Genomic DNA, 22286 nt, shown 5'->3' on the forward strand with positions numbered 1-22286 from the left:
CAGCGCGTGCCCCGGGCTCAGCCCGCGAGGCGGCAGGAATCGGGTGCCGCGGTCATGCCGGGGAGCGTGTACCAGCCGGTGCCGATGAGCTTGCCGTTGGCGCGCCCGGTGTCGGCCCAGGTGTCGCTGGCGGGCAGGTACCGGTACCAGAGCAGACCGCCGCTGTCGGCGGAGTACGAGGTGTAGAGCACGTCGGCTCCCGGCGAGGTGATGGTCTTGAAGCCGGTCCAGCCGGTGCCGGACGGCTTGGCCCACTGGGTCCACTCGCCGGTGGCGGCGTTGAACACGAAGCGGAACAGGTCGCCGCCGGCGTTGCGGGTGTAGAGGACTCCGTCGCCCGCGGCGGCGATCAGGTTGTACTGGCCCCAGCCGTCCTTGAGGATCCGGTGCTCCCACTTCTTGGTCGCCGGGTCGTAGTTGCGCCAGTGCAGCTTGCCGTCCGGTTCGACGGTGTAGATGTGCCCGAGCGAGTCGACCGTGATGCGGTTGCGGTACTCGGCGGTGGTGTAGCGCTCCCAGCCGTGGTCGATGTCCTCGTACCACGGGGTGGGGCCGGAGTTGAGGTCCCAGTCGTTGCCGTTCCAGCGGAACCGGCGCAGCTGGCCGTTGCTGTTGGCCTGGTAGACGACGCCGTTGGGCCCGGCGACGGCGCGCCCGCTTTCCCAGCCGCTGCCGATCTGCCTGCCGTTGCCGTTGACCCAGGCGAAGCCGCCGTTGCGCGGATCGGTGTGCTGGAACAGCCACAGGGTCCCGTCGGCGCGGGTCGTGAAGATCGGCGCGGAGGCCTTGCAGACGATCGCGAGGTCCGGCACGTTCTGCCGGATCCAGCCGCCGAGGTTGTCGATGCGCGCGAGCGTGGCGCCCGGTGCCGCCTGGGCCGCGGTGAAGCAGCCGTTCTGGGTGGAGGTGCTGGCGAGGGCGACGAGTTCGGGTTGTCCGTTGTTGTCGCGGACGACGGGGCCGCCGGCGTCTCCCTTGCACGGGCCTGCCGGGCCGGTGACGTCGACCGAGGTGTCGGTGGCCGAGCCGGCGGTGTAGGACGCGCTGTGCGCCTTGGTCGGGACCCAGGTGTCGGCGGTGCGGCCGTAGCCGGTGACCTTCAGCGTTTCGCCCGCGACCGGAGCCGTGGAGCTGACCGCGACAGGGGTGATTCCGTTGACCGGGACGGAAAGCTTGGCCAGCACCAGGTCGCGGTCGGGACGCGGCACCAGCGTGGCGACGTCCGCGACGGTGCCGCGGTCGGTCTGGGCGAGGTCGGGCCGCCCGATCACGGCGGTGGTTTTCTTTGCGGGTGCTCCGGCGGGGACGGCGGCGGGGTCGTCGGCGAAACAGCGCGCGGCGGTGGCGATCCACTGGGCGGCGATCAGGACGCCGGTGCAGGAGCGTCCGTCGATGCCGGGCTGGCCGACGGTGATCTTCGCGGTGGAGGGGGCGGCGTCGACCGGACCGCTCGCCGCCGGTGCGGCGCCGGAGGTCTTGATTTCCACGAGGGTCGCCGGGCCGTTGTCGGGATCCGCGGACTCGCCGAGTTTGGTCCAGGTGTCCTTGCCGACCGGCACGGTCTGTGACTTGCCCTTGTTGGTCAGGGTCATTTCGACGGTGCTGCCGTCGCCCTTGGCCAGGAACGTGGCGGGAATCTCCAGGGACAGATAGCCCTTGGGGCCGTCCGAATCGAAGCAGAAGGTTTCCCGGACGCTGTTGCGGTTGGACACGATCCGGATGACGTCGGTCCGGTCGCCGCATTCGACGAGGCGGATGTTGCCGTCGCCGGTTTTGAGCACGATCCCTTGCTCGGCCAGGATTTTGTCCGCGCCGGGGTAGGCGTAGTCCTCGACCGCGGGGGTTTGCCCGTCGGTCGCCGCGGCGGCGAGACCGGGACTGGCGGACAGGACCATGCCTGCTGCCGCGCCCAGGGCCGGCAGCTGATAACGCATGCGCAACGGCCAGTTCCTCTCTTGTCGTTCTCGTATACGGGGTTGCCGTTCCGCCGACTGCGCAAGGGAAACCGGACTTGGCCGCGTGCGAGCACTCCCGCGCCCCTCTCGCGGGAGACGGAAGGCGTGCGATCCCGCACCGCTTCAGTGCCGAAGCGGCGCGGCCCCCCAGAACAGTCGACTTCAGGACAGGAATCGCGCAAACGCGCCGGGCGTTACACATTGCTCCGATTGGGGCGGAACGGTCACATTTCCTGTGTTGGTTCAGACCAGCTGCGGTAGCTTCAGCCGAAACCTGGAATTGGTGCGTCTTGTTCGCTGCGGGGGGCGTGCGCGACGCGAGTGTCGCGTGTGGACAGAGGGGGAACATGGTGAAGCTGGCGCGCGGTAGATCGAGAGCGCGTTTCGGGCTGGTGATGGCGACGGCGGTCGTGCTGGGGACGGGGGTGTGCGGCGCGCCGGTGGCGGCCGCGGCGGCTCCCGCGGCGGTCACGGCCGATGTACCGCCCACCGGGATGCCCGCGGGGTACGAATCTCCCGCTCCCGCAACGGATCGGGCGGGCGTGGTGCGGCTGATGACCGAGGGCGGTCCGGCGACGCGGCGGGCGGCGGAGGCCGCGCTGACCGGAACGGACCAGGACCTGCAGGCGTTCCTGAGCACCGGGCAGGGCCCGGCGCTGGACGTGGACGTGACGTTCGAGGTCGCGCGGATGATCGGCCTTGGCGGGCGGAAGCTCGACGAGGCCGTGCAGAAAGCGCTCGACAGTTCGGTCGCGGATCAGCGGCAATTCCTGAAATCCGGCTGGCAGGAGCCGTACACGGCCGATCAGCAGCTGCGGATCGGCTCGATGCTGGGCGGCGACGGCCGCAATCTCGAGGCGGCCGCGCAGAAAGCGCTGAACGCCAACACGGTCGCCGCGTTCCGGGACTTCCTCGCCAAGGGACAGTTCACCGCCCGGGAAGCGGACGACTGGATGCGGGTCTCGCAGATGCTCGGCAGCGGGGGCGCGAACCTGGAGCGGGCGGCGCAGGACGCTCTCGACGACGGCACCTGGCCGGTGCTCCAGGACTTCCTCGGCGCCGGGCAGCAGGTGGCCCGCGCCCGGGACAAGGAAGCGGCCGACATCGCCACGTTGACCGGGCAGGCGCAGGCCGCCGGGAAGTGGGCGCAGGCCGAGACGAAGGCGGCCAACGAAGCGGCCGATTGGGCGGTCGCCGCGTCGCAGCGGGCGAAGCAGGCCGCGGAGAAGGCCGCCCAGGAAACCGAAGCCGCGCACGGCAATGCGGTGCAGGCCGGTCTGGCGGCCGGCCGGGCCGCGGACGCCGCGAACGGAGCGGCGGCGGCGGCGCAGGCCGCGACGTCGGCGGCGAACGACGCCCACAAGGCGGCCGGGGTCGCGGCGATGGCGGCGGCGCGGGCCGCGTCGGCGTCCGCTGCGGCGGGCACGGCCGCGTCTCGGGCTAACACTGCGGCCGCGGCGGCGGCGCGCAACGGCGGTGACGCCGCGGCGGCCCGCAAGGCCGCGGAGACCGCGCGGGACGCGGCTCAGCGCGCGCAGTGGGCGGGCGAAGCTGCCGGGCACGCCGCGGAGGCGTCCGGTCAGGCCAAGACCGCCGCGCAGTCGACGAAATCCGCTGGTGCCAACGCTTCCGCCGCCGCAGGTGCGGCCGAGGCGGCCGGTCGGAGCGCGGCTGCGGCGGGTGCGGACGCGGGTGTCGCCAACCGGGCCGCGGGGCAGGCGCGCAGTGCCGCCGCGACCGCGTCCCGTGCCGCGGACAGCGCGGAGAACCTCGCCGGGCAGGCCGCGACCGCCGCGGGCGAGGCGAGACAGGCCGCGAACGCGGCGAAGGCCAATGCCGAAGCCGCCGCGCTGGCGGCCGACGAAGCCGCCGCGAGCGCCGGCCAGGCCCACGACGCCGCGCGGCTGGCCCGGGCGCACGCGGACAACGCGATCAAGGCCGCCGACGCGTCGACCGCGGCGGCCGAGCAGGCCAGCCGGGTGGAGGAGACCGCGCGCAAGGCCGAGGCCGACGCACTGGCGGCCCGCGCCCAGCAGGACCGCGAGGCCGCCAAGGCCATGGCCGCGAAGGAAAAGGAACAGCAGGACAAGGCGACGTGGAACGCGGCCGAGCAGGACCGGCTCGACGCCGAGACCCGGAAGCTGCTGGACGAGGCGGCCGCGCCTGGGGCGCCACAGGCCGATGTCGTGGCCAAGGGCCGCAAGGCCGCGGTCCGGCTGATCAGCACCGGCGGCCCCTGGACCCGCGACGCCGCCACAGCCGCCCTCGCCGGCGGCGAAGCGGACGTCGTCGAGTACATCCGCGCCGGCCGCGCCACCGCGGCCGAAGCCGACGACCGCGCCCGCGCCGCGCACCTGGCCGCGACGGCCGGCAAGCCCGCGATGAAGCAGGCCGCCGACACCGCGCTGGCCGGTGACTGGGAAGCGGTGAAACGGTTCCTGCGCGAGCAGGACTACTCCAGCCGCGACGCCGACAACAGCCTGCGCATCGGGCAGATGCTGGACAAGAACCGTCCCGCCACCTACCGCGCCGCCCAAGCGGCCCTCGACGGCACTCCCGCCGACCGGCAGGCGTTCCTGGAAACCGGCCAGTACCAGGCCGCGGTCTCCGACGACGTCTTCCAGACCGGCCAGACGCTCGGCTCCGGCGGAGCGGAACTGGAAGCCGCCGCCCAGACCGCGCTGGAGGGCCCGACCTGGCTCGCCCGCTCGTTCCTGGAAGTCGGCCAGTACCAGGCACGGCAGCGCGACCAGTACACCGAAGCGCACGTCAACGCCATGCACGCCATGCTCGAACAGGCCCACCAAGCGGCCGCCAAGGCGCGTGCCGACGCGGCCAAGGCCGGGGAGTCCGCGGCCCGCGCCCAAGGTGCGGCCCAGGACGCCGACGTCTACGCCGCGTGGGCCGGACAGTCCGCCGCCAAGGCCCAGGAATGGGCGACCCAGGCCGACCAGTCCGCGAACACGGCCCAGCAATGCGCCAACCGGGCGGCACAATCGGCCAAGACCGCGCGCGCCGCGTCCGCGTCCGCCAACAAGGACGCGACCAAAGCCGCCGGATCCGCCAAACAGGCCAACGCTTCCGCCGCCCGGGCTTCCGCCTCGGCCAGCAGCGCCAGCGCCGCTGCGGCCGCGGCTCGCAACAGTGCCCTCGCCGCCGGAAAGGACGCCACCCAAGCCGCGCAGGCTGCGACCGACGCCTACCGAGCGGCAGCCAGCAAGCCCCAGCAACCGGCGCCCGGGACCGCCCAGGACAACACCGGCTGGCGCGGCTACGACCCGCCGACGCTGGGCGGCGGTGCTGCCAACGACGTCCTCAACAAGAACGGCGCGTTCGGCAACCGCGGCGGGGGTGGAGCCAGCGGCGGCGCCGAAGAGCCGTCGGACGGCTGCACCATGGCACCGGACCGGTACCTGTGGTTCGGAGCGGACTTCAGGCCCGCCTGCGCGGCCCACGACAGGTGCTACAGCAAGGGCAGCACCACTGACCGGGACATCTGCGACGAATGGCTGGCGGCGGACATCCGCGACGCCTGCACCAACAAGTACGACTGGTGGGATCCGAACCGCTACGTCTGCGCCGGTCCCGTGACCAGTATCTACTACGGGTTCGTCCGCAAACTCGGCTGGTCTCATTATGAAGGGAGCGGGAAAAACGACATCCCCTTCTAACCGGCCCGGTCTCCACGTACCCACGTCAGCCAGCAGAAAGCAGCTATGAACAGCACCGTCAGGCTCTTGACCGCCATCGCCACCTGCTTCATCGCCGCGGGGACCGCGTTGCTGGGCGCGGGATTGCTCATGCTCGTCAACCAGCGACCCCACACCGGGGCCAACATCGGCGCCGGCGGTGCCGTCCTGTTCGGTCAGGCGATCACCGTCGGAGGCCTGCTGATCGGCGGGGCGGCCGTGGTGGCTTGGTTCCGGGCGCGGAAGCGCGAGCCGCGCCCCGCTGCCGGATTGCCGGTTCGGCAGAAACTGCTCAGGTATCTGACCGTGGCCGCGGTGGTTCTGCTTGCCGCCGGGGCCGTGGTCGAGAGCGTGGCTGCCTTCACCTTCGGCCGCATCACCCCGCTCTCCGACTTGAGTCTCAGTTATGCGATCTTCGTGGTCGGTTTCGGCCTCGTCGCCGTGGGTTTGCTCGCGGGGATCGCGCCCGCGTGGCACTGGTGGTCGAGGCGAAGGGCCGCTGCCGGGCGCTGACGGTGCGCGGTTTTCCGGCCACTGGGACGACGCGCAGTGCTGGTCTGGACCCGTTCTCGGTCCAGGCCAGCACTGCGGGCTCCGCGGTGTGCCGCATTTTTGTCACCGTTTGGCGACACCTCTGCGGGACCTCGCTTGGCTGGTCGTGACCGGATAAGATGCTTTTGCCTGAAATCAGTTGTTTCTGGGCACACAGCGCCGAACGGAGGCGTCATTCGGCCGGAAGGGATCAGGACCATCGCAGCTGATATCACGAGAGCCACGGTCAGACGCTTGACCGTCACCGCGGGCGGCCTGATCGTCGTCGGGGGACCTGCTGCTGAGCGCGGGAGCCTTGATGGCGATCGCCGAGCCGCCCGGGCCCGGCTTCAATTTCGGTGCGGCTGGCTCGCTCTTCTTCGGTCAGTGTGCGGCGGGGGCGGGTCTGCTGGTCGCCATGACGGCAGCGCTGGCTTGGCTGCGGGCGACGAGGAGCGACTGGCCTCCGCCTGCCGAGCGAAAGCGGTTGACGGCGGCCGCGGTGGTCCTGTGCGCGATCGGGGCGCTCGTGCTGGGCGTGGGTCCCCTCTTCTTCGACGGGCCGCCGGGCAGCGGCTTCGCCAGCGATATCCCGGTCTTCGTGGTCGGCCTCTGCGTTTCCGGGGCCGGCGTGCTGACCGGCCTCGCGCCCGCGTTGCGCTGGTGGAGCACTGCTCCGCGCTACTCGCCTCGCGCGTAGCGAACAGGCAGCGAGGTCGCCGAGCAGAGACGTCATTCAAGAAGGAATCCAGATAACCACTGTCAAGATCACGATGCTCGTCGCGACCTGGATGACCGTCGCCGGGATCGGGCTGGAGAGCTTCGGATAGCTCGCCGAGCTCACCCTGCCGCCGAACAGCGGGGCCAATATCGGCGGCAGCGCAGCCGCCGTCTTCGGGTCTGGGTTTGCTCGCCGCGATCCCGTAGGCGGTCGACTGGGTGTCCTGGCGCAGGACCGCGGCCCGTCTCTCGCGTCGTGTGTATCTGTCAGGCGGGCCGGGCGGTTCGCAGGGTTCGCTCGACCTCCCAGAAGGCCCGCACTGCGACGATTTGCCCTGACTTGTCGACCCGGTACACGAAAACCCCCTCCGCTTCGAGCACTTGACCGTCGTGCTGGCTCCGGACCTGGCCGGTGAAGGCGACCTCGTCCCCGCAGGCGAAGGAGTCGTCGAAGAGGAACTCGATCGACTCGTTCGGCGCGATGGCCCGGTCCCAGAAGGCCGAAATGGCGTCGCGCCCCCGGTGTCCCCGGCCTTCCGGGTCGAAAGGGGAAGGGCCGACCGGATCCTCCACGACGGCGTCCGCGGCGAAAAGCTCCAGCCAGGCCTCCTTGTCTTTCCTCCGGACGGCGGCGTGCAGAGCCTGGCTGGCGGTGCGCGCGGGATGAGGTGCGGCGGTCATCGGGCCTCCTGGGGCGGATCGTCGCTAGCCTGGGGATCATGGTGTTCGACTCCACGCGGCTGAATCTCCAGCCGTACGCCGGGTTCGAAATGGGGCGTTACGTCCGGCGCACGTATTGCAGCTGGGAGGACGCGGGCTGGGAATCCCTGCTCGTGCAGCGGTTCGAACACGTGCCCGTCGCCGAGGAAATGGCGCTGCCGGCTGCGGCGGATCTGCATCTCGTGCTGCCGGTCGGAAGAAGCGCGGTGATGGAGACGTGCCGGGGCGGCCGGTGGGGGCGCACTTCGTGGACGCCGGGGCGCGTCGAGCTGCTGCCGCCGGATCAGCCCGCGGTGCGGCGTTACCGGGCAATGGGCGCGTTGGCCAGCGTGCAGGTCCACATTCCGCGCGCCACAGTCGATTCCACCGCGGCGCAGCTCGGCGGTGCCGCGGTGGATTTCGACGCACTGGCCGCGTCGTTGACGGCCGGGGATCCGCTGGTCGAGGAGATCATCCGGGCCGTCGGCGGGGCGGGGGCCGCCGACGATCTCTATGCCGAGTCCGCCGCGGCGTTCCTGACGATGCAACTGCTCACCCGGCACACTCGGCGGTCACCGGAAGCGGTGCCAACACCCGAGAACGCGAGAGTTCGGGCGGTCGTCGCGGCGATGCGCGAGCGGCTCGCCGAGCCGATCACCTTGGCCGATCTCGCCGGTGCGGTCCACTTGAGCGTCTACCACCTGGTCCGGGTCTTCAAGGAAGCGACTGGGGAGACGCCGTACCGGTATCTGACCGGATTGCGGATCGACGAGGCGAAACGGCTGTTGCGCGACACCGACCTGACGGTCTCCCAGATCGCGGGGCGCTGCGGATTCGCCAGCCCGGCCGCCCTGTCGACGGCCTTCCTGCGGCACACGGGGACGCGGCCGTCGGCGTACCGCGGTTCTTGACCTCAGGGCTTGCGCGAGTGCCGGAAGGCTTCCCGGATCTCGGACACCAGCAGCTCCGGCTGCTCCAACCCGGGGAAGTGGCCGCCGCGGTCGAGCTCGTGCCAGGAGCGCAGGTCGAGGTAGCGGCGTTCGGCCCAGTGCCGGGCGACCGGCCAGGGGTCGGCCGGGAAGATCGAGCAGGCGGTCGGCACGGTCACCGGCTGCGCGTTCTCCTCTTCCGCGCCCCGCGGCACCCAGCGCATCGCCTCCCAGTACCACCGCGAGGACGACGCGCCGGTGCCGGTCAGCCAGTACAGCGCGATGGTGTCGATCTGCTGCGAAATGCTTACGCCGCCGCCGAATTCGGGCCGGGGGTCGGAGTAGGCGGCGAATTTCTCGCCCAGCCACGCGGCCAGGCCGGCGGGGGAGTCCAGCAGCGAATAGCCCAGGGTCTGCGGGCGGGTGCTCATCTGGATCCCGAAGCCGTAGCCGTCGGTCAGATGCCGGGTGCGCCGGTCGAGGATGCGTTGTTCGGCGGGACCGGGCGCGAGAAGGTCGTCGGGCGTGGGCGAGGCGATCGGCATCGTCAGGTGCAGGCCCGCGACGCGCTCGGGAACGAGGCGCGCGAGTTCGGTGCTCACGAACGCGCCCCAGTCCCCGCCGTGCGCGCCGAACCGCGGATAGCCGAGCGCGGTCATCAGCTGCGCCCAAGCCCGGGCGGTGCGTGCGGGATTCCAGCCCTGTTCCCGAGGCCGGTCGCTGAACCCGAACCCCGGCAGCGCGGGGACCACCAGGTGGAAGGCGTCGCGCGCGGAACCGCCGTGCGCGACCGGGTCGCTGAGCGGGCCGATGACGTCCTCGAACTCGAGGATCGAACCCGGCCAGCCGTGGGTCAGCACCAGCGGAAGCGCGTTGGCCTCGGGCGAGCGCACGTGCCAGAACGCGATCCCCAAACCGTCGACGGCCATCCGGTAGTGCGGGATGGCGTTCCACTGCTTTTGCCGGGCGTGCCAATCGTGTTCGCGCCAAGCCGTCAGCAGGGTCGACAGCTGTGCCAGCTGGAGCCCCTGGGACGCGTCCGGCACGGTCTCGTGTTCGGGAAGCCGGACGCGGTCCAGCCTGGTTCGCAATTCGGCGAGGTCCGCGTCGTCGACGTGAATGGCGAAAGGTTCGGGCGACTCGCCCGCGGAAATGTCAGCCACGCAAGGAACGCTAGGGCCGGGCGGGTGGCGCCTCAATGTTCGAGATTGCGGTGTGCGAGTCAATAATTGCGGTCGAGTCCGCAGAGGATCGGTCGCTGCCGAGCTTTCCCGCGACGCCAGTTCTGGCCGCCCGGCAAAATCGGCGGGGAGGACGACGCGCCTGCGGGCGCAGCAACGAGGCGACGCCGTTCGTTCGTGCCGTTCTTCGAAAGCCGACTCGCTGGGGTCCGAAGTGGACAGTCGCTCAAACTGACTCGGAGGAGCGGGCGAACTCGGGGTACTCCGGCCGAGTGGCGTGCAGTCGGACGAAACCGGGCCGCGCGGCCAGCGAACCGCACGCGAGTTCGGGCACCAGCAAGACAATCAGCAGCCAGATCGGCGCGTGCCAGCCGTCGGTGAGGGTGTGCAGCAGTCCGAAGGCCAGCGGGCCGCACGCGGCGAGGAGGTATCCGCCGGACTGGGCCATGCCGGAGAGTCGCGCCGTGACGGTGTGGGTGGCGGAGCGCAGGTTGAGGAGCGTCAACGCGATCGGGAACGCGGCGCCGGTGGCGATTCCGAAGACCGCGATCCAGACCCATCCCGCCTGCGGAACCAGCAGCAGACCGGTGAGCCCGATCGCCATCAGGGCGACGACTCCGAGGACGAGCGGCCGCTGGTCGCGCAGTCGGGCGGCGACCACCGGCACGACGAAGCCGAGCGGGATGCCGATGACGATCACGACCGAGTTCATCGTCCCGGCGACGGCGGGGGAGAATCCTTGGCCCTGCATGATTTCCGGGAGCCACGACGTCAGCGTGTAGAACATCAGCGACGCCAGGCCCATGAAGACCATCACGCACCAGGCCAGCGGCGAGCGCAGCAGCGAGCCCCGGGGAGGGATCGGGCTCTCTCGCCGTCGGGCGCGGAGCCCGAGCGGGCCCCACACGAGGAGAGAGAGCACGGCGGGGATGGCCCACGCGGCCAGTGTCAATCGCCAGCTGCCCAGGTGCTCCAGCGGGACGGCCAGGCCCGCTCCGGCCGCGCCGCCGACGGACAGCAGCATCATCGACAGGCCGGTCAGCGGGCCAACGCGGTCCGGGAAGAAACGCTTGATGACGGCCGGGAGCAGCACGTTGCCGACCGCGATCCCGGCTCCGGCGAGCACGGTGCCCGCGAACAGCGCCGCCGGAACGGAAAGGACCCGCAGCAGCAGTCCGGTCGTGATCGCGAGAAGCGCCGCGGTGATCGCCGCCTCGGTGCCGATCCGGCGCGCGAGCAGAGGCGCGAGTGCGGAAAAGATGCCCACGCAGAGTTCCGGCAACGCGGTGAGCACGCTGACCCCGAGCCCGGACAGCCCGAACTGGCGCTGGAGTCCGCCCAGGACCGGGGGAACGCCTGTGATGGCGGCCCGCAGGTTGAGCGCCAGCAGCACCAAGCCGACCAGGACCCAGACCGTGGTGCTCCGGCGCGGCCTCGCTCCCGGGCCGGGCCAGCGTGCGGCCCAGCGGGCCAATCCGGCCGCGATGCCAGTCACGACAACGGCTTCCGCGAACAAGGACAGCCAGACCGTGCCCATCGAGGACTCCCTTCGCAGTTCGACCTCCAGGGTGGTGCGCCGAAACGGACAGGTCCAGGTTGTCTTTTCGGACCAAACTGTGAAGAATTGGCTACATGATCGATCTGCGCCGCCTCCACGTGCTGCGCGCGGTGGACCACTACGGCACCGTGACCGCCGCGGCTCGGGCACTGCACTTCACGCCGTCCGCGGCGTCCCAGCAGATCCGTCAGCTGGGCCGGGAACTCGGGGTGGCCCTGCTCGAACCGCAGGGTCGCCGGGTGCGACTCACCCCTGCGGCGCAACGGCTTCTGACGCACGCGGACGACATCCAAGCGCGCTGGGAGCTGGCCGAACGGGACCTGCGCGCCGACCGCGACGAACCGGCCGGGCTGCTGCGCCTGGCCGGGTTTCCGGTCGCGGTGACCGCGCTGCTCGCCCCGGCCGCCGCCGCGCTCGGCACGCGCCATCCCCGGCTGGTCCCGAAGATCAGCGAGGCCGAGGCCGCCGCCTGCTTCGACCGGCTCTTCGACGGCGACGCCGACCTGGCCGTCGTGGAGGCCGCCCCGGACGAACCGCCGCGCGACCGGGCCCGGTTCGACCAGCGTCCGCTGCTGGACGATCCGTTCGACCTGGTGGTCGCCGCGGGACATCGGCTGGCCGAGCGCGACGAGGTGGACCTCGCCGAGGCCGCCGAGGAGCCGTGGATCGTGCCCAGCGCGACGTGCACGTGCCGCACGCACGTCCTGTCCGCCTGCGGCGCGGCCGGATTCACCCCCGAGGTCGCCCACGACTCGCTGAACTGGAACGCCACCTTCGCGCTCGTCGCCCACGGGCTGGGCGTGGCGCTCGTGCCCCGGACGGCGCAGGCGCCCGCGAACGCCGCCGTGGTCCGGCTGCCCTGCGCCGGCGAGCCGCGGCGGAAAATCCTCACCGTCACCCGGCCCGGCGGCCGCACCGCTCCCGCGATCGCCGCCGCGCTCGACGAACTGGAAAGCCTCGTTCCCGCTTTGCTCGCCGGGTGACTCAAGACGGCAGGTAGGGTGCGGCCATGCATCTTGCGGAGGAGTCTGGTCCCCGCCGGCGCCGACGGGGCGCGGAACTGGAAGCCGCGCTCCTCGACGCCGCGTGGGCCGAGCTGATGGAGGGCGGGTACGCCGCGCTGACGTTCGCCGGGGTCGCGGATCGCGCGGGCACCAGCCGTCCGGTCGTCAACCGCCACTGGGCGACGAAGGCGGAACTCGTCCGAGATGCGCTCGTCCGCGCCAGCGCCCGGTTCCCGCTCGCCGATCCGGACACCGGGTCGCTGCGCGAGGACACCGTCGCGCTGCTCGAACAGCTCAACGGCGCGTTCGCGATGTTCGCCGCGGCGATGACCGCCCAGCTGGCCGCGTACTTCGAAGAAACCGGCACCACGGTCGCCGAACTGCGCGGGTCGCTGATCGACGAGCGATGGGCGGTGATCGACGCGGTGACGCGCCGGGCCGTCGAGCGGCGGGAAATCGACGAAGCGAAACTCACGCCGCGGATCGCGCGGTTGCCCTATGACCTGCTGCGCAACGAAACCTTGCTGAATCTGGAGCCGATGTCGCCGGAGGCGATCCGGGAAGTGGTGGACACGATTTTCCTGCCGCTGATCGCCCGGAAACGCCCGGGTGCCCGGGCTCGATAGCCGCGGGTTCCCGCCGGTGAGGGGTGGCTCACGTTCTCCCTAAGATGCACTGATGCATCTTATAGTGGAGTCAGGCCGGTGAGTGCTGGCCTCGCTTCAGGGAGGAGAACTGCGATGACCGCAGTGACAGTCGAGGTGCGGACGATGGGCCGCACTGTCGACGAATCCGTTGTGGACCAATGGGAACTGAAGGCAGCGCGCCGCGCTTTGCGTAACCTCAAAGAGGTCGCGGGCGGGCAGGTCATGATGGATCTGCTGGCCGCGCAGATCGAGGACGGTGACCGATATCACCGGGACCTCGTCACGGCGTCGGACGGCGGCTACCGCGAATCGCGCACCGAGTTCGCCGTGCGCGGTCTCAGCGGCACGGAACTGGCGGAATGGTTCCAGGGCCAAGCCGCCACGGGCCGGTTCCAGGACAAGGCTTTGCTGCTGAACGCGCACCCCGAGCACTACGTCGAACCGCCGCAGTATCCGGGCGGAATGGTGGAGACGATCGGCGGTCACCTCACGCGCTTCCGCGTCGCGGTGGCGAGGGAGTTGCCCGCCGCGGTCGCGGCCTACCTCGACGCGCCATACCCGGTGTCGCTGATGAACGCGGAACTCACCCTCGACGACGGCACGCCGTTCGCGTACTGCCTGCACCAGGCTCGCGACACCGACACCGGCGCGGACGTCGTCGTGCGCGTCGTTTATCCCGCCGCAGCACCGGATTCGATGATCGAAGGCCACTGCGAACATCTGGCGATCGAGTTCCGCAGCTGGATCCGCAACGCGGCGGCGCAACGGTAAGCCGGCAACGCGGCGCTCAGGACGGGTGCGACGCGAAATCTCCGCGGGCGGCGGCGTTTTCGCGGCCTCGCTGCCACCGCGCTGTCGCACTTCCCCGCGCCAGGTGATCGGTCGCGAGTTCATCCCGGCAAACCCGCCGATCGTGCACCGTGCACTGTCGCGCTGCCCCCGTTTCGTCGCCGTGCCCGAAGCGCTCCGCCCGGTGCGGTTCCTACCGTCGACCCCGACGTTGTGATCCGGTCCGCACGACAGGAGCCCGCCGATGACCCATCCTTTCCGCAGCAGGCTGGGAGTGCTGCTCGGCAGCACCACTCCGCCCGAACAGATCGGAGCGCAGGCGGCCGCCGCGGAGGCCGCCGGTTTCGGGGAGTTGTGGCTGCCGGAGGACTACTTCTTCCTCGGCGGCATCGCCGGTGCCGCGCTCGCGCTCGGGGCGACGTCGCGGGTCCCGGTCGGCATCGGGGTCGTGTCGTCGGTCGTGCGGCATCCGGCGCTGCTGGCCATGGAGATCAGCACGCTCGCCCGTGCCTATCCGGGCAGGCTGATGCCCGGGATCGGGCACGGCGTTCCCGCTTGGACCGCCCAGATGGGCCTGACCCAGCGGTCGCCGATGAGCGCCCTGCGCGAAACCCTCGCCGCCGTGCGCGGGCTGCTGCGCGGCGAGACGATCACCGCCGAGGGCAAGTTCGCCGCGTTCCACGACGTCGCCGTCGCCCATCCGGTTCCCGAGCCGGTGCCGCTGTTCACCGGGGTGCTCGGGGACAAGGGGCTCGGCCTGACCGGACAGCTGGCTGACGGCCTGCTGGTCAGCGCGCTCGCCCCGGTCGAATACGTGCGGGACGCGCGGCGCAAGCTGGACGAGGCAGCGCGCGCGGCCGGACGCGACGAGCGCGTCACGATCACGGTCCTCGTCGCGGCCAACGTCACGCGGGATCCCGGGCAGGTGGCCGCGACGCGGGAAGCGCTCAAGGCGGTTCTGGCTTTCTATCTCGCCGCGACGGGCCCGGGGCCGCTGTTCGGCGCGGTCGGGGCCAACGAGCGGCTCGCGGACCTGCTCTCGCGCGGCGGACCCGAGGTCGTCGCCGCGGAGATGCCGGACGACTGGCTCGACGTGTTCGGCGTCGTGGGCGGCCAGGACACCGCGCGGGCCCGCCTCAAGGAATACCTCGACGCCGGCGCGGACAACGTCGCCATCGCGACCGTCGTGGCGGACGGCGCGGAAGAAACCCTCGCCGCGGTCGGCGAACTGACCGGCGAATTCACCCACTGAAAGGGCACGATCGTGAACACTGACCTCGAGCGGATCCTCCAAGTGCACCAAGGCTGGTACGAGGCGAACGTCGGCCTCGTCGCCGACCGGATGCTGCGGTACTTCCCGGAGGGCGACGGCTACCACCAGTTCAACCTCAACGGCCACACCTACCGCGGCGTGCTGGACAAGCACCGGCTGTGGGTCAACGCCGCGAAAATCGGGCTCAGCATCACCGCGATCAAGGACACCGCCGGCCCGGACGTCCAGGTTTTCGGGGACGTCGCGCTGCTCACCGCCGAAGGAACCGCGGAGGTGGTGGCCCCGGGCCGGCAGGACGCGGTCCCGACTCCGTTCCGCACCACCGAGTTCTTCCGCCGCGACGACGGCAAGGGCGGCGCGGACTGGCGGATCTGGCACATGCACGTCAGCGTCCAGGACCCGCAGATGCCCAAGCACGGAACGGAATGAGGACGGTCTTGGACCGCGTCAGCGTCGAGGGACCGGCCGGAAAGCTGTCGGTGCTGCGCACCGCGGACGACCGGCCGGGCGCCCCGCTCGTGCTCCTTCATCCGATCAACTCCGCGGCGGTGGTCTGGGAGGACGTCGCCGCACGGCTCGACCGGCCGATCGTGGCGCCGGACCTTCGCGGGCACGGAAACTCCGGGCAGACGGGGCCGTTCACCGTCGAGGAAGGCTATGTCCCGGACGTCCTGGCGGTCCTCGACGCGCTCGGACTGGGCGCGGTGCATCTGGCCGGAGGGTCGCTCGGCGGCACGATCAGCGTCGCGCTGGCCGCGCTGCATCCCCGCCGCGTGCGCAGTGTCGCCGCGTTCGGTTCGACGCTGGGCACCGGCGTTCCGGCCGAGGCGATCGCCGCGATGGCGCGCGACCTCGAGGCCAGCGGGACCGCCGGATACTTCGCCGGCCAGGTGCCCGAGATCGTGGGCCGACAACACCGGGACTCCGCTCGGGTCCGGGAGGTGATGGCGGAAGCGGTCGGCGCCCGGCCGACGGCAGTCGTCGCGGAGATCCTCTACGGAGCGTTCGGCGCGGACATCCGGCACCTCGCCGGAAAGGTCGCCCCGGCGGGGATTCCGGTGCTGGCAGTGGCGGGCACGGAGGACCCGACCTGCCCGCCCGCGATGTCGCGCGAACTCGCCGAAGCCACCGGCGGCGCCGCGAAGGAGCTGGACGGAACGGGCCACCTGCCGATGCTGGAGGAGCCCGGCCAGGTGGCGGACCTGCTCCGGGACCACCTCGCGAGGGCGGAGGAAGGAAGGCCGTGACGTACTCGATCGTCGCGCGCGATCCGGTCACCGGCTGGCTCGGCGTCGGCGCCCAGACCCACTTCTTCGGCGTCGGCACGTTGCTGCCGTGGGCCGAGGCGGGCGTCGGCGCGGTGGCCACCCAGGCGTTCGTCAACGTCGGCTACGGCCCTCGCGGCCTGGAGTTGCTGCGGGCGGGGGTCCCCGCACCGTCCACTGTGGACTTACTGATCGCGGAGGATTCGGATTCCGCGTACCGCCAGCTGGGCATCGTCGACGCACGAGGCTCAGTGGGCGCGTACACGGGAGAGTCGTGCGCGCCGCATGCCGGTTCCGCGCGCGGCCATCAGGTGACGGTGCAAGGGAACATGCTGGCCGCGCCGGGCGTGTGCCAGGCGGCGCTCAACGCCTTCGAGACCGCGGGCGGGGACCTCGCCGACCGCATCCTCGCGGGGCTTCGCGCCGCGGACGGCACCGGGGGAGACGTGCGGGGCGCGCAGTCGGCGGCCCTGCTGGTCGTGTCCGGTCGTCGTGGTCCGGAGCCGTGGAACGAGGTGGTCGTCGATCTGCGCGTCGACGACCACCCGGATCCGCTCGGCGAACTGTCTCGGCTTCTTCCGCGCTCCCGGGCGTTCGGCGCGGTCGGCGGGGTGATGTTCGCGCGCGGCCTGACGCTCGGGCCGTTCGAGGGAGTCACTCCGGACGAGGCGGACGAACGGCTGAGCGCGCTGAAGTCGGCGGCGGAGGTCATCGGGCCGGACAACCGCGAGGCCGACTTCTGGCGCGCGGTCCTGTTCGCCCGTTCCGGACGGCATCGGGAAGCCGCCGAGCTTTTCGCGGAGGTGGCGGCGTTCCGGCCCGCCTTGCTGGGGTTCGCGAAAGGGCTTGCGCCGCTGGGTTTTCTCGACGCCGAAGCCCTCGCCGCGATGACCGCACACCTCGAGGAGCCGGCATGAACGCCGCAGCCGCTGTCCAGCCCGCGAGGGTGACCGAACTCGCCGCGGACCTGATCCGGTGCGACACGCGAAATCCGCCCGGCGGCGAGCGTCCGGCGGCCGAACCGCTGTGCACGGCCTTGGCCGGACTGGGCGCCGAGGTCGAGGTCTTCGAACCTGAACCGGGGCGTCCGTCGATCCTGGGCCGGATCGGCTCCGGCGACGGCCCCACCCTGCTGGTCAACGGGCACGTGGACGTCGTTCCGGTGTCCGAGGAGGACTGGTCGGTGCCGCCCTTCGGCGGAGTGGTCCGGGACGGGCTGCTCTACGGCCGCGGCGCCTGCGACATGAAGGGCGGGATCGCCGCGGCGCTCGAAGGGATGCGCGCCTGCCGTGACGCCGGGATCGTGCCGCCGGCGAACGTCGTGTTCCATCTAGTGGCCGACGAGGAGACCGGCGGCCGGGCCGGGACCGAGGCGCTGGTCGCCGCCGGCCTGGTGCACGCCGACGCGGCCGTCGTGCCCGAACCGAGCGAGCTGTGCGTCGGGGTGGCCGAGCGAGGCTCGCTGATGGTCGAGATCGTCGTGCGCGGCCGGGCGGGGCACGGCAGCGACCCGGCGGCCGGGCACTCCGCCGTCGCCGACGCCGCGCGGATCGTCTCGGCGCTCCACCTCGCCGATTTCGGCGACAAAGAGCATCCGCTCCTGGGCATCCCCACCGCCAACGCGGGAACCATCGCGGGCGGCGCCGCGGTCAACATCGTGGCGGCCGAATGCCGCCTGCGGATCGACCGGCGCGTGCTGCCCGGCCAGACTCGCGACGAGGCTCTGGCCACCGTGACCGGACTGATCGACGCGGCGGGCGAGTTCGACTACGACGCGGACGTCCTCGCCTTCGCCGAGGGCTCCGAACTGGACCCGGAGCACCCGTTCGTCACCGAAGTGCGCAAGGCGGCGGGCGACGCGCCGGTCAGGGGGCTGAAACTCGGCACGGACGCGCGGTTCCTGCGCAATCAGCTCGGCATCCCGACGGTCGTGTACGGGCCTGGGTCGATGACGGTCGCGCACACCGCCGACGAGTACGTGCCGGTTGCCGAGCTGACCGCCGCGGCCCGCGCGTTCGCCCGGCTGTATGCCGGTTTCCGGGGTGTCGCCACCGCCTGAGCAGCCACGACGCCGGTTAAGGTTTGCGCATGGAGCACGTCGCCGAGTCCGCGATCGACGACGTGGTGCGCGGTGCCGGGCACTTCGGGAGCGGAGGCGGCGGAGACCCGTACTTGGCGCAGCAGCTCCTGCTCGCGGCCGTCCGGCGGCACGGGCCGATTCCGCTCGTCACGGCGGACGAACTGGCTCCGGAAGCCCTCGTGCTCCCCGTGGTGTCCGGCGGAACCCCGCACACGCTCGTCGAGAAGGCGCACAACGTCGTCGAGGCGGAGACTCTCCGGAAGGCAGTGGAAGCCCGAGCCGGGCGCGAGTGCGCGGCGATCCTGCCGATCCAGCTGGGCAGCGTGAACGTGGCTGTCCCGCTGGCCGTCGCGGCCGAACTCGGGCTGCCGTGTCTCGACCTCGACCTGATGCGCCGCACCCTGCCCTCGATCGACCTGACGCTGCTGCGGCTGGCCGGGTTTTCCGTCTCGCCGATCACCGTCGTGGGAGGCTCCGGGATCGTCGCCGAGTTCAGCCAAGGCACCGACGCCGTGCTCGGCGAGCTGGTGCGGGCCGTGCTGCCGCCGTTGGGTCTCGTCGCGCTGATCAGCGCGTACCGGGTGACGGCGGGCGACTGCGCGCGGCTCGGCGCCGTCGGGTCGATCAGCGAATGCGCCAGGATCGGAGCGGCGCTCGCCGAGGACGGACACGAGCCGTATCTGCGCGCCTGCGGCGGCCGTCTGGTGTGCACCGGAACCGTCGCCGAAGTCCTCCAGCATTCCTCGGACGGCTGGCCGCGCGGCGTGGTTTCCCTCGACACGCCAGAGGGTTTCGTGCGGATCGACTTCCAGAACGAGAACCTGATCGTCAGCCGGGAAGGCGCCGTGCTGGCCACGGTTCCGGACCTGATCGGCGTCGCGGACACGGACACGGGCGCGCTGACGCAGACCGTCGACCTCGCCGTCGGCCAGGAAGTGCACGTGATCGCCGGCCCGGTCGACGAACGCTGGCACACGCCCGAAGGGCACGCGGCGGCCGGGCCGCGGGCTTTCGGGTACGCCGTCGACCCGGTGCGATTCGACGGTTCGGCGGCGCTGGCCGGTGTCCGATGAGCCGGTTGCGAGTGGGCCTCGACGCGGTCGCCGCCCGAGCCGTGGTTGTGGACGAGGCGAGCCGGATCGTGGCCTTCCACCGGGGAGTCCCCGGAACCGGCTCGCCGTCGCGGTTGCTCGACGCGCTCATGGCGGAGGTCGGCGCCGAAGCGGTCGACCGGGTCGTGGCGATCCTGCCGGAGCCCGTGCCCGCCGACGCGGGGTCTCCCGTCGGGGTCCTGCGCATCGGCGGCGCGACCGCGCTTCCGCCCCTCGCGGGCTGGCCGGCCGAGACGGCCGGGGCGCTCGCGGGACCGGTCGCGACGGTGCGGGGCGGGCACGAATACGACGGCACGGCGGCGGAGCCGCTGGACCTCGCCGCGGTGGCCGAATTCGCCCGCCGGTGCGCCGGAACCGTCCGCGCGGTCGCGGTCGCCGGAGTCCACGGACTGGAGAATCCCGACCACGAACAGCGGGCCGCGGCCGTCCTCGCCGACGTGCTCGGCCCGGACGTCCCGGTGCGGAAGGGCAGCGAGACCGAGGCGATCGGGCTCCTGGAACGCGAGAACACCGCCGTACTCGACGCGGCCCTGGCCGAATTCGCCCGCATCCGGATCGACGCGTTGGGCGCCGCGGTCCGGAAGCACAACCCCGCGGCGGAGCTGTACCTGGTCCGCGGCGACGGAACGGTGCTGCCCGAACCGGCCGCGCAGCGCCACGCGACGGCTTGCCTGGGCGCGGCTCGCGCGGCGTCGCTGCACGGCGCCGCCCGGCTGGCCGGAGTGCCCGCGGCGGTGGTGGCGGAAGCGACCGGCCGCCGGACTGTCGTCGGGACGACCCGCGGCGGATTGCTGCCCGAATCGGGCGCCCGCCGCGAATTCGGCGGCGTCCGGATCGGCTCGCGTCTCCCGCGGCTGACCGCGGTGGACCGCTCGATGTCCCTCGCCGAAGCGGTCGCCCGCGCGCGGTACGGATACGACGGCCTTCCCGTCGTGCTCGTCGGAGACCGGTCCCTGCCCGACGCGATCCGGCTGCCGGACGGCGATCTCGCCGCCGCGGCCGGGGCGGCCGGCGCGGAAGCGGCGGGCTCGGTCGACCGGATCTTCTGGCAGGGCAGCGGCGGACGCGAAGACTCGGCGGTCCGCGCCCGGCAACTGGCCCGGGACGCCGCGATTCGCGCCGGCGCCGATCCCCGCACCCTGCGGGAAACCCCGGTGAAGGAGGCGCTGATGACCTACGTTCCGGTCCCGGCCGCGCGGCTGCAGGCGACCGCGGTCGGCCCGATCCTGGAACCGGCGCCGCTGTGACGGTCACTCTGGCGCAGCTGCTGGACCTGAACCTCCTCGAGCACTACGAGGTGCTCGCGGGCGAGTCCGGGCTGAAGCGGCCCGTCGGGGCGGTCGTCGCGGGGTCCGCGGTGCACGAGATTTCCGAGCTCGCCCCGCGCAGTGTCGTGGTGTTCGGCCGGGACCAGCTCGTTCTCGACGACCTCGCGGCGGATCTCGCGATCCGGCTGGCGGGCAGCGCGGGCCTGTCCGGGATCGTCGCGGCCCGCCCGCACCGGCCGGTGCCGTTCGCCACCCGCAGGCTCGCCGACCGGCTGGCGCTGCCGCTCGTCGGGGTCGAGGACGTCACCCCGACCGGCGTGCTCACCGCGTTCGAGCCTTACGTCAGCGCCCCCGAGATCGCCGGCCTGCGCGTGCTCGGCGACGCCTCGCGCCGCTTCCAGCGCCCGCCCGCCGACGCGAACGCGCTCGCCGCCCAGCTCACCGCGACGCTCGGCGAGCCGGTGGCGCTCGTCGACGCGGAAGCCCGTTTCGTGGCCGGTGATCCGGCCGTGCACGAGCTGCTCGGCAGGTGTGCCGATCCGGCGCTGCTGGCCGATCCGCGGCCGGTCGCCCTGACCGTCGGGACGGACGGCGAGCTGATGCTGCACCCGGTCCAGGTCGTCGCGACCGGGCCCGCGGTCTGCTGGATCGCGGTGCGGCGCCCCCGGTTCGCGTCCGGAGTGCTGCTCGAGCCGGTGCGGCGGGCGATCGCGATCGCGGCGCTGTCGTTCGCGGTGCACGTGGCGGGGGAGGCCGTCCGCGACGAACGCGAACACCGGCGCCGTTCGCTCCTGCTCAGCGAGATCCTCGAACAGCCCGGCGAACCGGGCCGCCACACCGTCGAACGGGCCACCGCGCTCGGCTGGCGGCTCGCCGGGCAGCACACCGCGGTCCAGGTGCAGGCCCCGGTTGTCCCGCCCGCGCTCCGGATGTCCGCGCTGGGCGCGGAATTGGAGACGCGGCTGGCCGCACACGGCGTCGGCGCGAGTCTGGTCGAACGCGCCGACGGATGGTTGTTCTGGCTGACTTCCGACGCGCGAGCCGAGGACCCCGGCCCGTTGCTCGACCGGCTCGCCAGGACGCTCGCCGCCGTCGAAGCGGACCATCCGGGATTGCGGCTGTGCGCCGGAGTGGGCCGCGCGCACCCCGGCGCGGCAGGCATCGGCCGCTCCGCCGAACAGGCCCGCCGCGCGGCCTTGCTGGCCCGCACCTCGCACCGCCGGGCGGTCGTCGAGCACATCGACGCCGGGAGCGCCCGGAAACTGATCGCGGGCTGGTACGGCTCGGCCCCCTTGCGCGGCGCGGCAGCCGACTTGCTCGCCCCGCTGGAGGAGGCGGATCCGTCCGGCGGCCTGGTCCGGACCTTGCGGTGCTACCTGGATTTCCAGTCTTCGGCCAAGGCCGCCGGGGCGGCGCTCGGGGTGCACCGGAACACGGTGATGCAGCGGATGGAGCGGATCGCCGAGCTGCTGCCGGCCGATCTCGGCGATCCGGACGACCGGCTGGCGGTGCATCTGGCCACGCGCGCGGCGGGCATCGACTGGGACGAACCGGGCTGACCGCGCGCACAAGAGCGCGGCCCGCCG

General features: G+C 72.1%; 19 protein-coding genes. 15 read left to right on the forward strand and 4 right to left on the reverse strand.

The features are described 5' to 3' along the window. Positions 1-17 precede the first annotated feature (17 nt). Positions 18-1934, reverse strand: coding sequence for a tachylectin-related carbohydrate-binding protein (locus CU254_RS16980; protein WP_009077741.1), 1917 nt, complete (start codon positions 1932-1934; stop codon positions 18-20). Positions 1935-2302: 368 nt separating this feature from the next. On the opposite strand from CU254_RS16980, the gene CU254_RS16985 reads away from it, so the two are divergent. The 3 genes from CU254_RS16985 to CU254_RS16995 all read left to right on the forward strand — a co-directional run bounded on the left by CU254_RS16985 (position 2303) and on the right by CU254_RS16995 (position 6875). Then, on the forward strand, positions 2303-5626 hold the full coding sequence (locus CU254_RS16985) for a hypothetical protein (RefSeq protein WP_100266812.1): 3324 nt from the start codon (positions 2303-2305) through the stop codon (positions 5624-5626). Positions 5627-5671: 45 nt separating this feature from the next. Further along, positions 5672-6157, forward strand: coding sequence for a hypothetical protein (locus tag CU254_RS16990; RefSeq protein WP_009077746.1), 486 nt, complete (start codon positions 5672-5674; stop codon positions 6155-6157). Positions 6158-6494: 337 nt separating this feature from the next. After that, a complete protein-coding gene (locus CU254_RS16995; RefSeq protein WP_009077748.1) occupies positions 6495-6875 on the forward strand; it encodes a hypothetical protein in 381 nt (126 codons plus the stop codon). Between the two features lie 287 nt (positions 6876-7162). Here CU254_RS16995 and CU254_RS17000 read toward each other — a convergent pair whose 3' ends face one another. Next, the gene (locus CU254_RS17000; RefSeq protein ID WP_009077751.1) at positions 7163-7576 is read right to left on the reverse strand and encodes a nuclear transport factor 2 family protein; all 414 of its coding nucleotides are present in this window, start codon (positions 7574-7576) and stop codon (positions 7163-7165) included. 38 nt (positions 7577-7614) lie between these two features. On the opposite strand from CU254_RS17000, the gene CU254_RS17005 reads away from it, so the two are divergent. Next, complete coding sequence (locus CU254_RS17005) at positions 7615-8505, forward strand: helix-turn-helix domain-containing protein (protein ID WP_037713933.1); 891 nt, start codon at positions 7615-7617, stop codon at positions 8503-8505. Between the two features lie 2 nt (positions 8506-8507). Here the strand turns inward: CU254_RS17005 and CU254_RS17010 are convergent, their stop codons facing one another. Together CU254_RS17010 and CU254_RS17015 are read right to left on the reverse strand one after the other, a co-directional pair. Next, on the reverse strand, positions 8508-9686 hold the full coding sequence (locus tag CU254_RS17010; protein WP_100266813.1) for an epoxide hydrolase family protein: 1179 nt from the start codon (positions 9684-9686) through the stop codon (positions 8508-8510). A gap of 244 nt (positions 9687-9930) precedes the next feature. After that, entirely contained in the window at positions 9931-11241 is a 1311-nt protein-coding gene (locus CU254_RS17015; RefSeq protein ID WP_078560805.1) for an MFS transporter, read from the reverse strand. Positions 11242-11336: 95 nt separating this feature from the next. Between CU254_RS17015 and CU254_RS17020 the strand changes: the two genes are divergently transcribed. The 11 genes from CU254_RS17020 to CU254_RS17075 all read left to right on the forward strand — a co-directional run bounded on the left by CU254_RS17020 (position 11337) and on the right by CU254_RS17075 (position 22259). Beyond that, positions 11337-12245 carry a LysR family transcriptional regulator gene (locus CU254_RS17020; RefSeq protein ID WP_009077754.1) on the forward strand — a complete coding sequence of 303 codons (909 nt, stop codon included), beginning with the start codon at positions 11337-11339 and terminating at the stop codon, positions 12243-12245. A 26-nt stretch (positions 12246-12271) separates the two neighbouring features. Next, positions 12272-12892, forward strand: a complete 621-nt coding sequence (locus CU254_RS17025) for a TetR/AcrR family transcriptional regulator (protein ID WP_037713935.1) — start codon at positions 12272-12274, stop codon at positions 12890-12892. A 114-nt stretch (positions 12893-13006) separates the two neighbouring features. Then, positions 13007-13684 carry a hypothetical protein gene (locus CU254_RS17030; RefSeq protein WP_037713937.1) on the forward strand — a complete coding sequence of 226 codons (678 nt, stop codon included), beginning with the start codon at positions 13007-13009 and terminating at the stop codon, positions 13682-13684. Between the two features lie 262 nt (positions 13685-13946). Further along, on the forward strand, positions 13947-14954 hold the full coding sequence (locus CU254_RS17040; protein ID WP_009077758.1) for an LLM class flavin-dependent oxidoreductase: 1008 nt from the start codon (positions 13947-13949) through the stop codon (positions 14952-14954). A 12-nt stretch (positions 14955-14966) separates the two neighbouring features. Further along, positions 14967-15404, forward strand: coding sequence for a nuclear transport factor 2 family protein (locus CU254_RS17045; protein WP_037713939.1), 438 nt, complete (start codon positions 14967-14969; stop codon positions 15402-15404). Beyond that, entirely contained in the window at positions 15401-16222 is an 822-nt protein-coding gene (locus CU254_RS17050; protein ID WP_037713942.1) for an alpha/beta fold hydrolase, read from the forward strand. The genes CU254_RS17045 and CU254_RS17050 overlap by 4 nt, the downstream gene beginning before the upstream one ends. Further along, positions 16219-17157, forward strand: coding sequence for a DUF1028 domain-containing protein (locus CU254_RS17055; RefSeq protein WP_009077760.1), 939 nt, complete (start codon positions 16219-16221; stop codon positions 17155-17157). The genes CU254_RS17050 and CU254_RS17055 overlap by 4 nt, the downstream gene beginning before the upstream one ends. After that, complete coding sequence (locus CU254_RS17060; protein WP_009077761.1) at positions 17154-18299, forward strand: M20 family metallopeptidase; 1146 nt, start codon at positions 17154-17156, stop codon at positions 18297-18299. Before CU254_RS17055 ends, CU254_RS17060 begins: the two co-directional genes overlap by 4 nt. Positions 18300-18328: 29 nt before the next feature. Further along, complete coding sequence (locus CU254_RS17065) at positions 18329-19393, forward strand: DUF917 domain-containing protein (protein ID WP_037713944.1); 1065 nt, start codon at positions 18329-18331, stop codon at positions 19391-19393. Next, positions 19390-20679: a hydantoinase/oxoprolinase N-terminal domain-containing protein gene (locus CU254_RS17070; protein ID WP_037713947.1), complete on the forward strand. Its 1290-nt coding sequence runs from the start codon at positions 19390-19392 to the stop codon at positions 20677-20679. Before CU254_RS17065 ends, CU254_RS17070 begins: the two co-directional genes overlap by 4 nt. Then, complete coding sequence (locus CU254_RS17075; RefSeq protein WP_037713949.1) at positions 20676-22259, forward strand: PucR family transcriptional regulator; 1584 nt, start codon at positions 20676-20678, stop codon at positions 22257-22259. The genes CU254_RS17070 and CU254_RS17075 overlap by 4 nt, the downstream gene beginning before the upstream one ends. Positions 22260-22286 lie beyond the last annotated feature (27 nt).

It is taken from the genome of Amycolatopsis sp. AA4, assembly GCF_002796545.1.
GTDB lineage: Bacteria > Actinomycetota > Actinomycetes > Mycobacteriales > Pseudonocardiaceae > Amycolatopsis.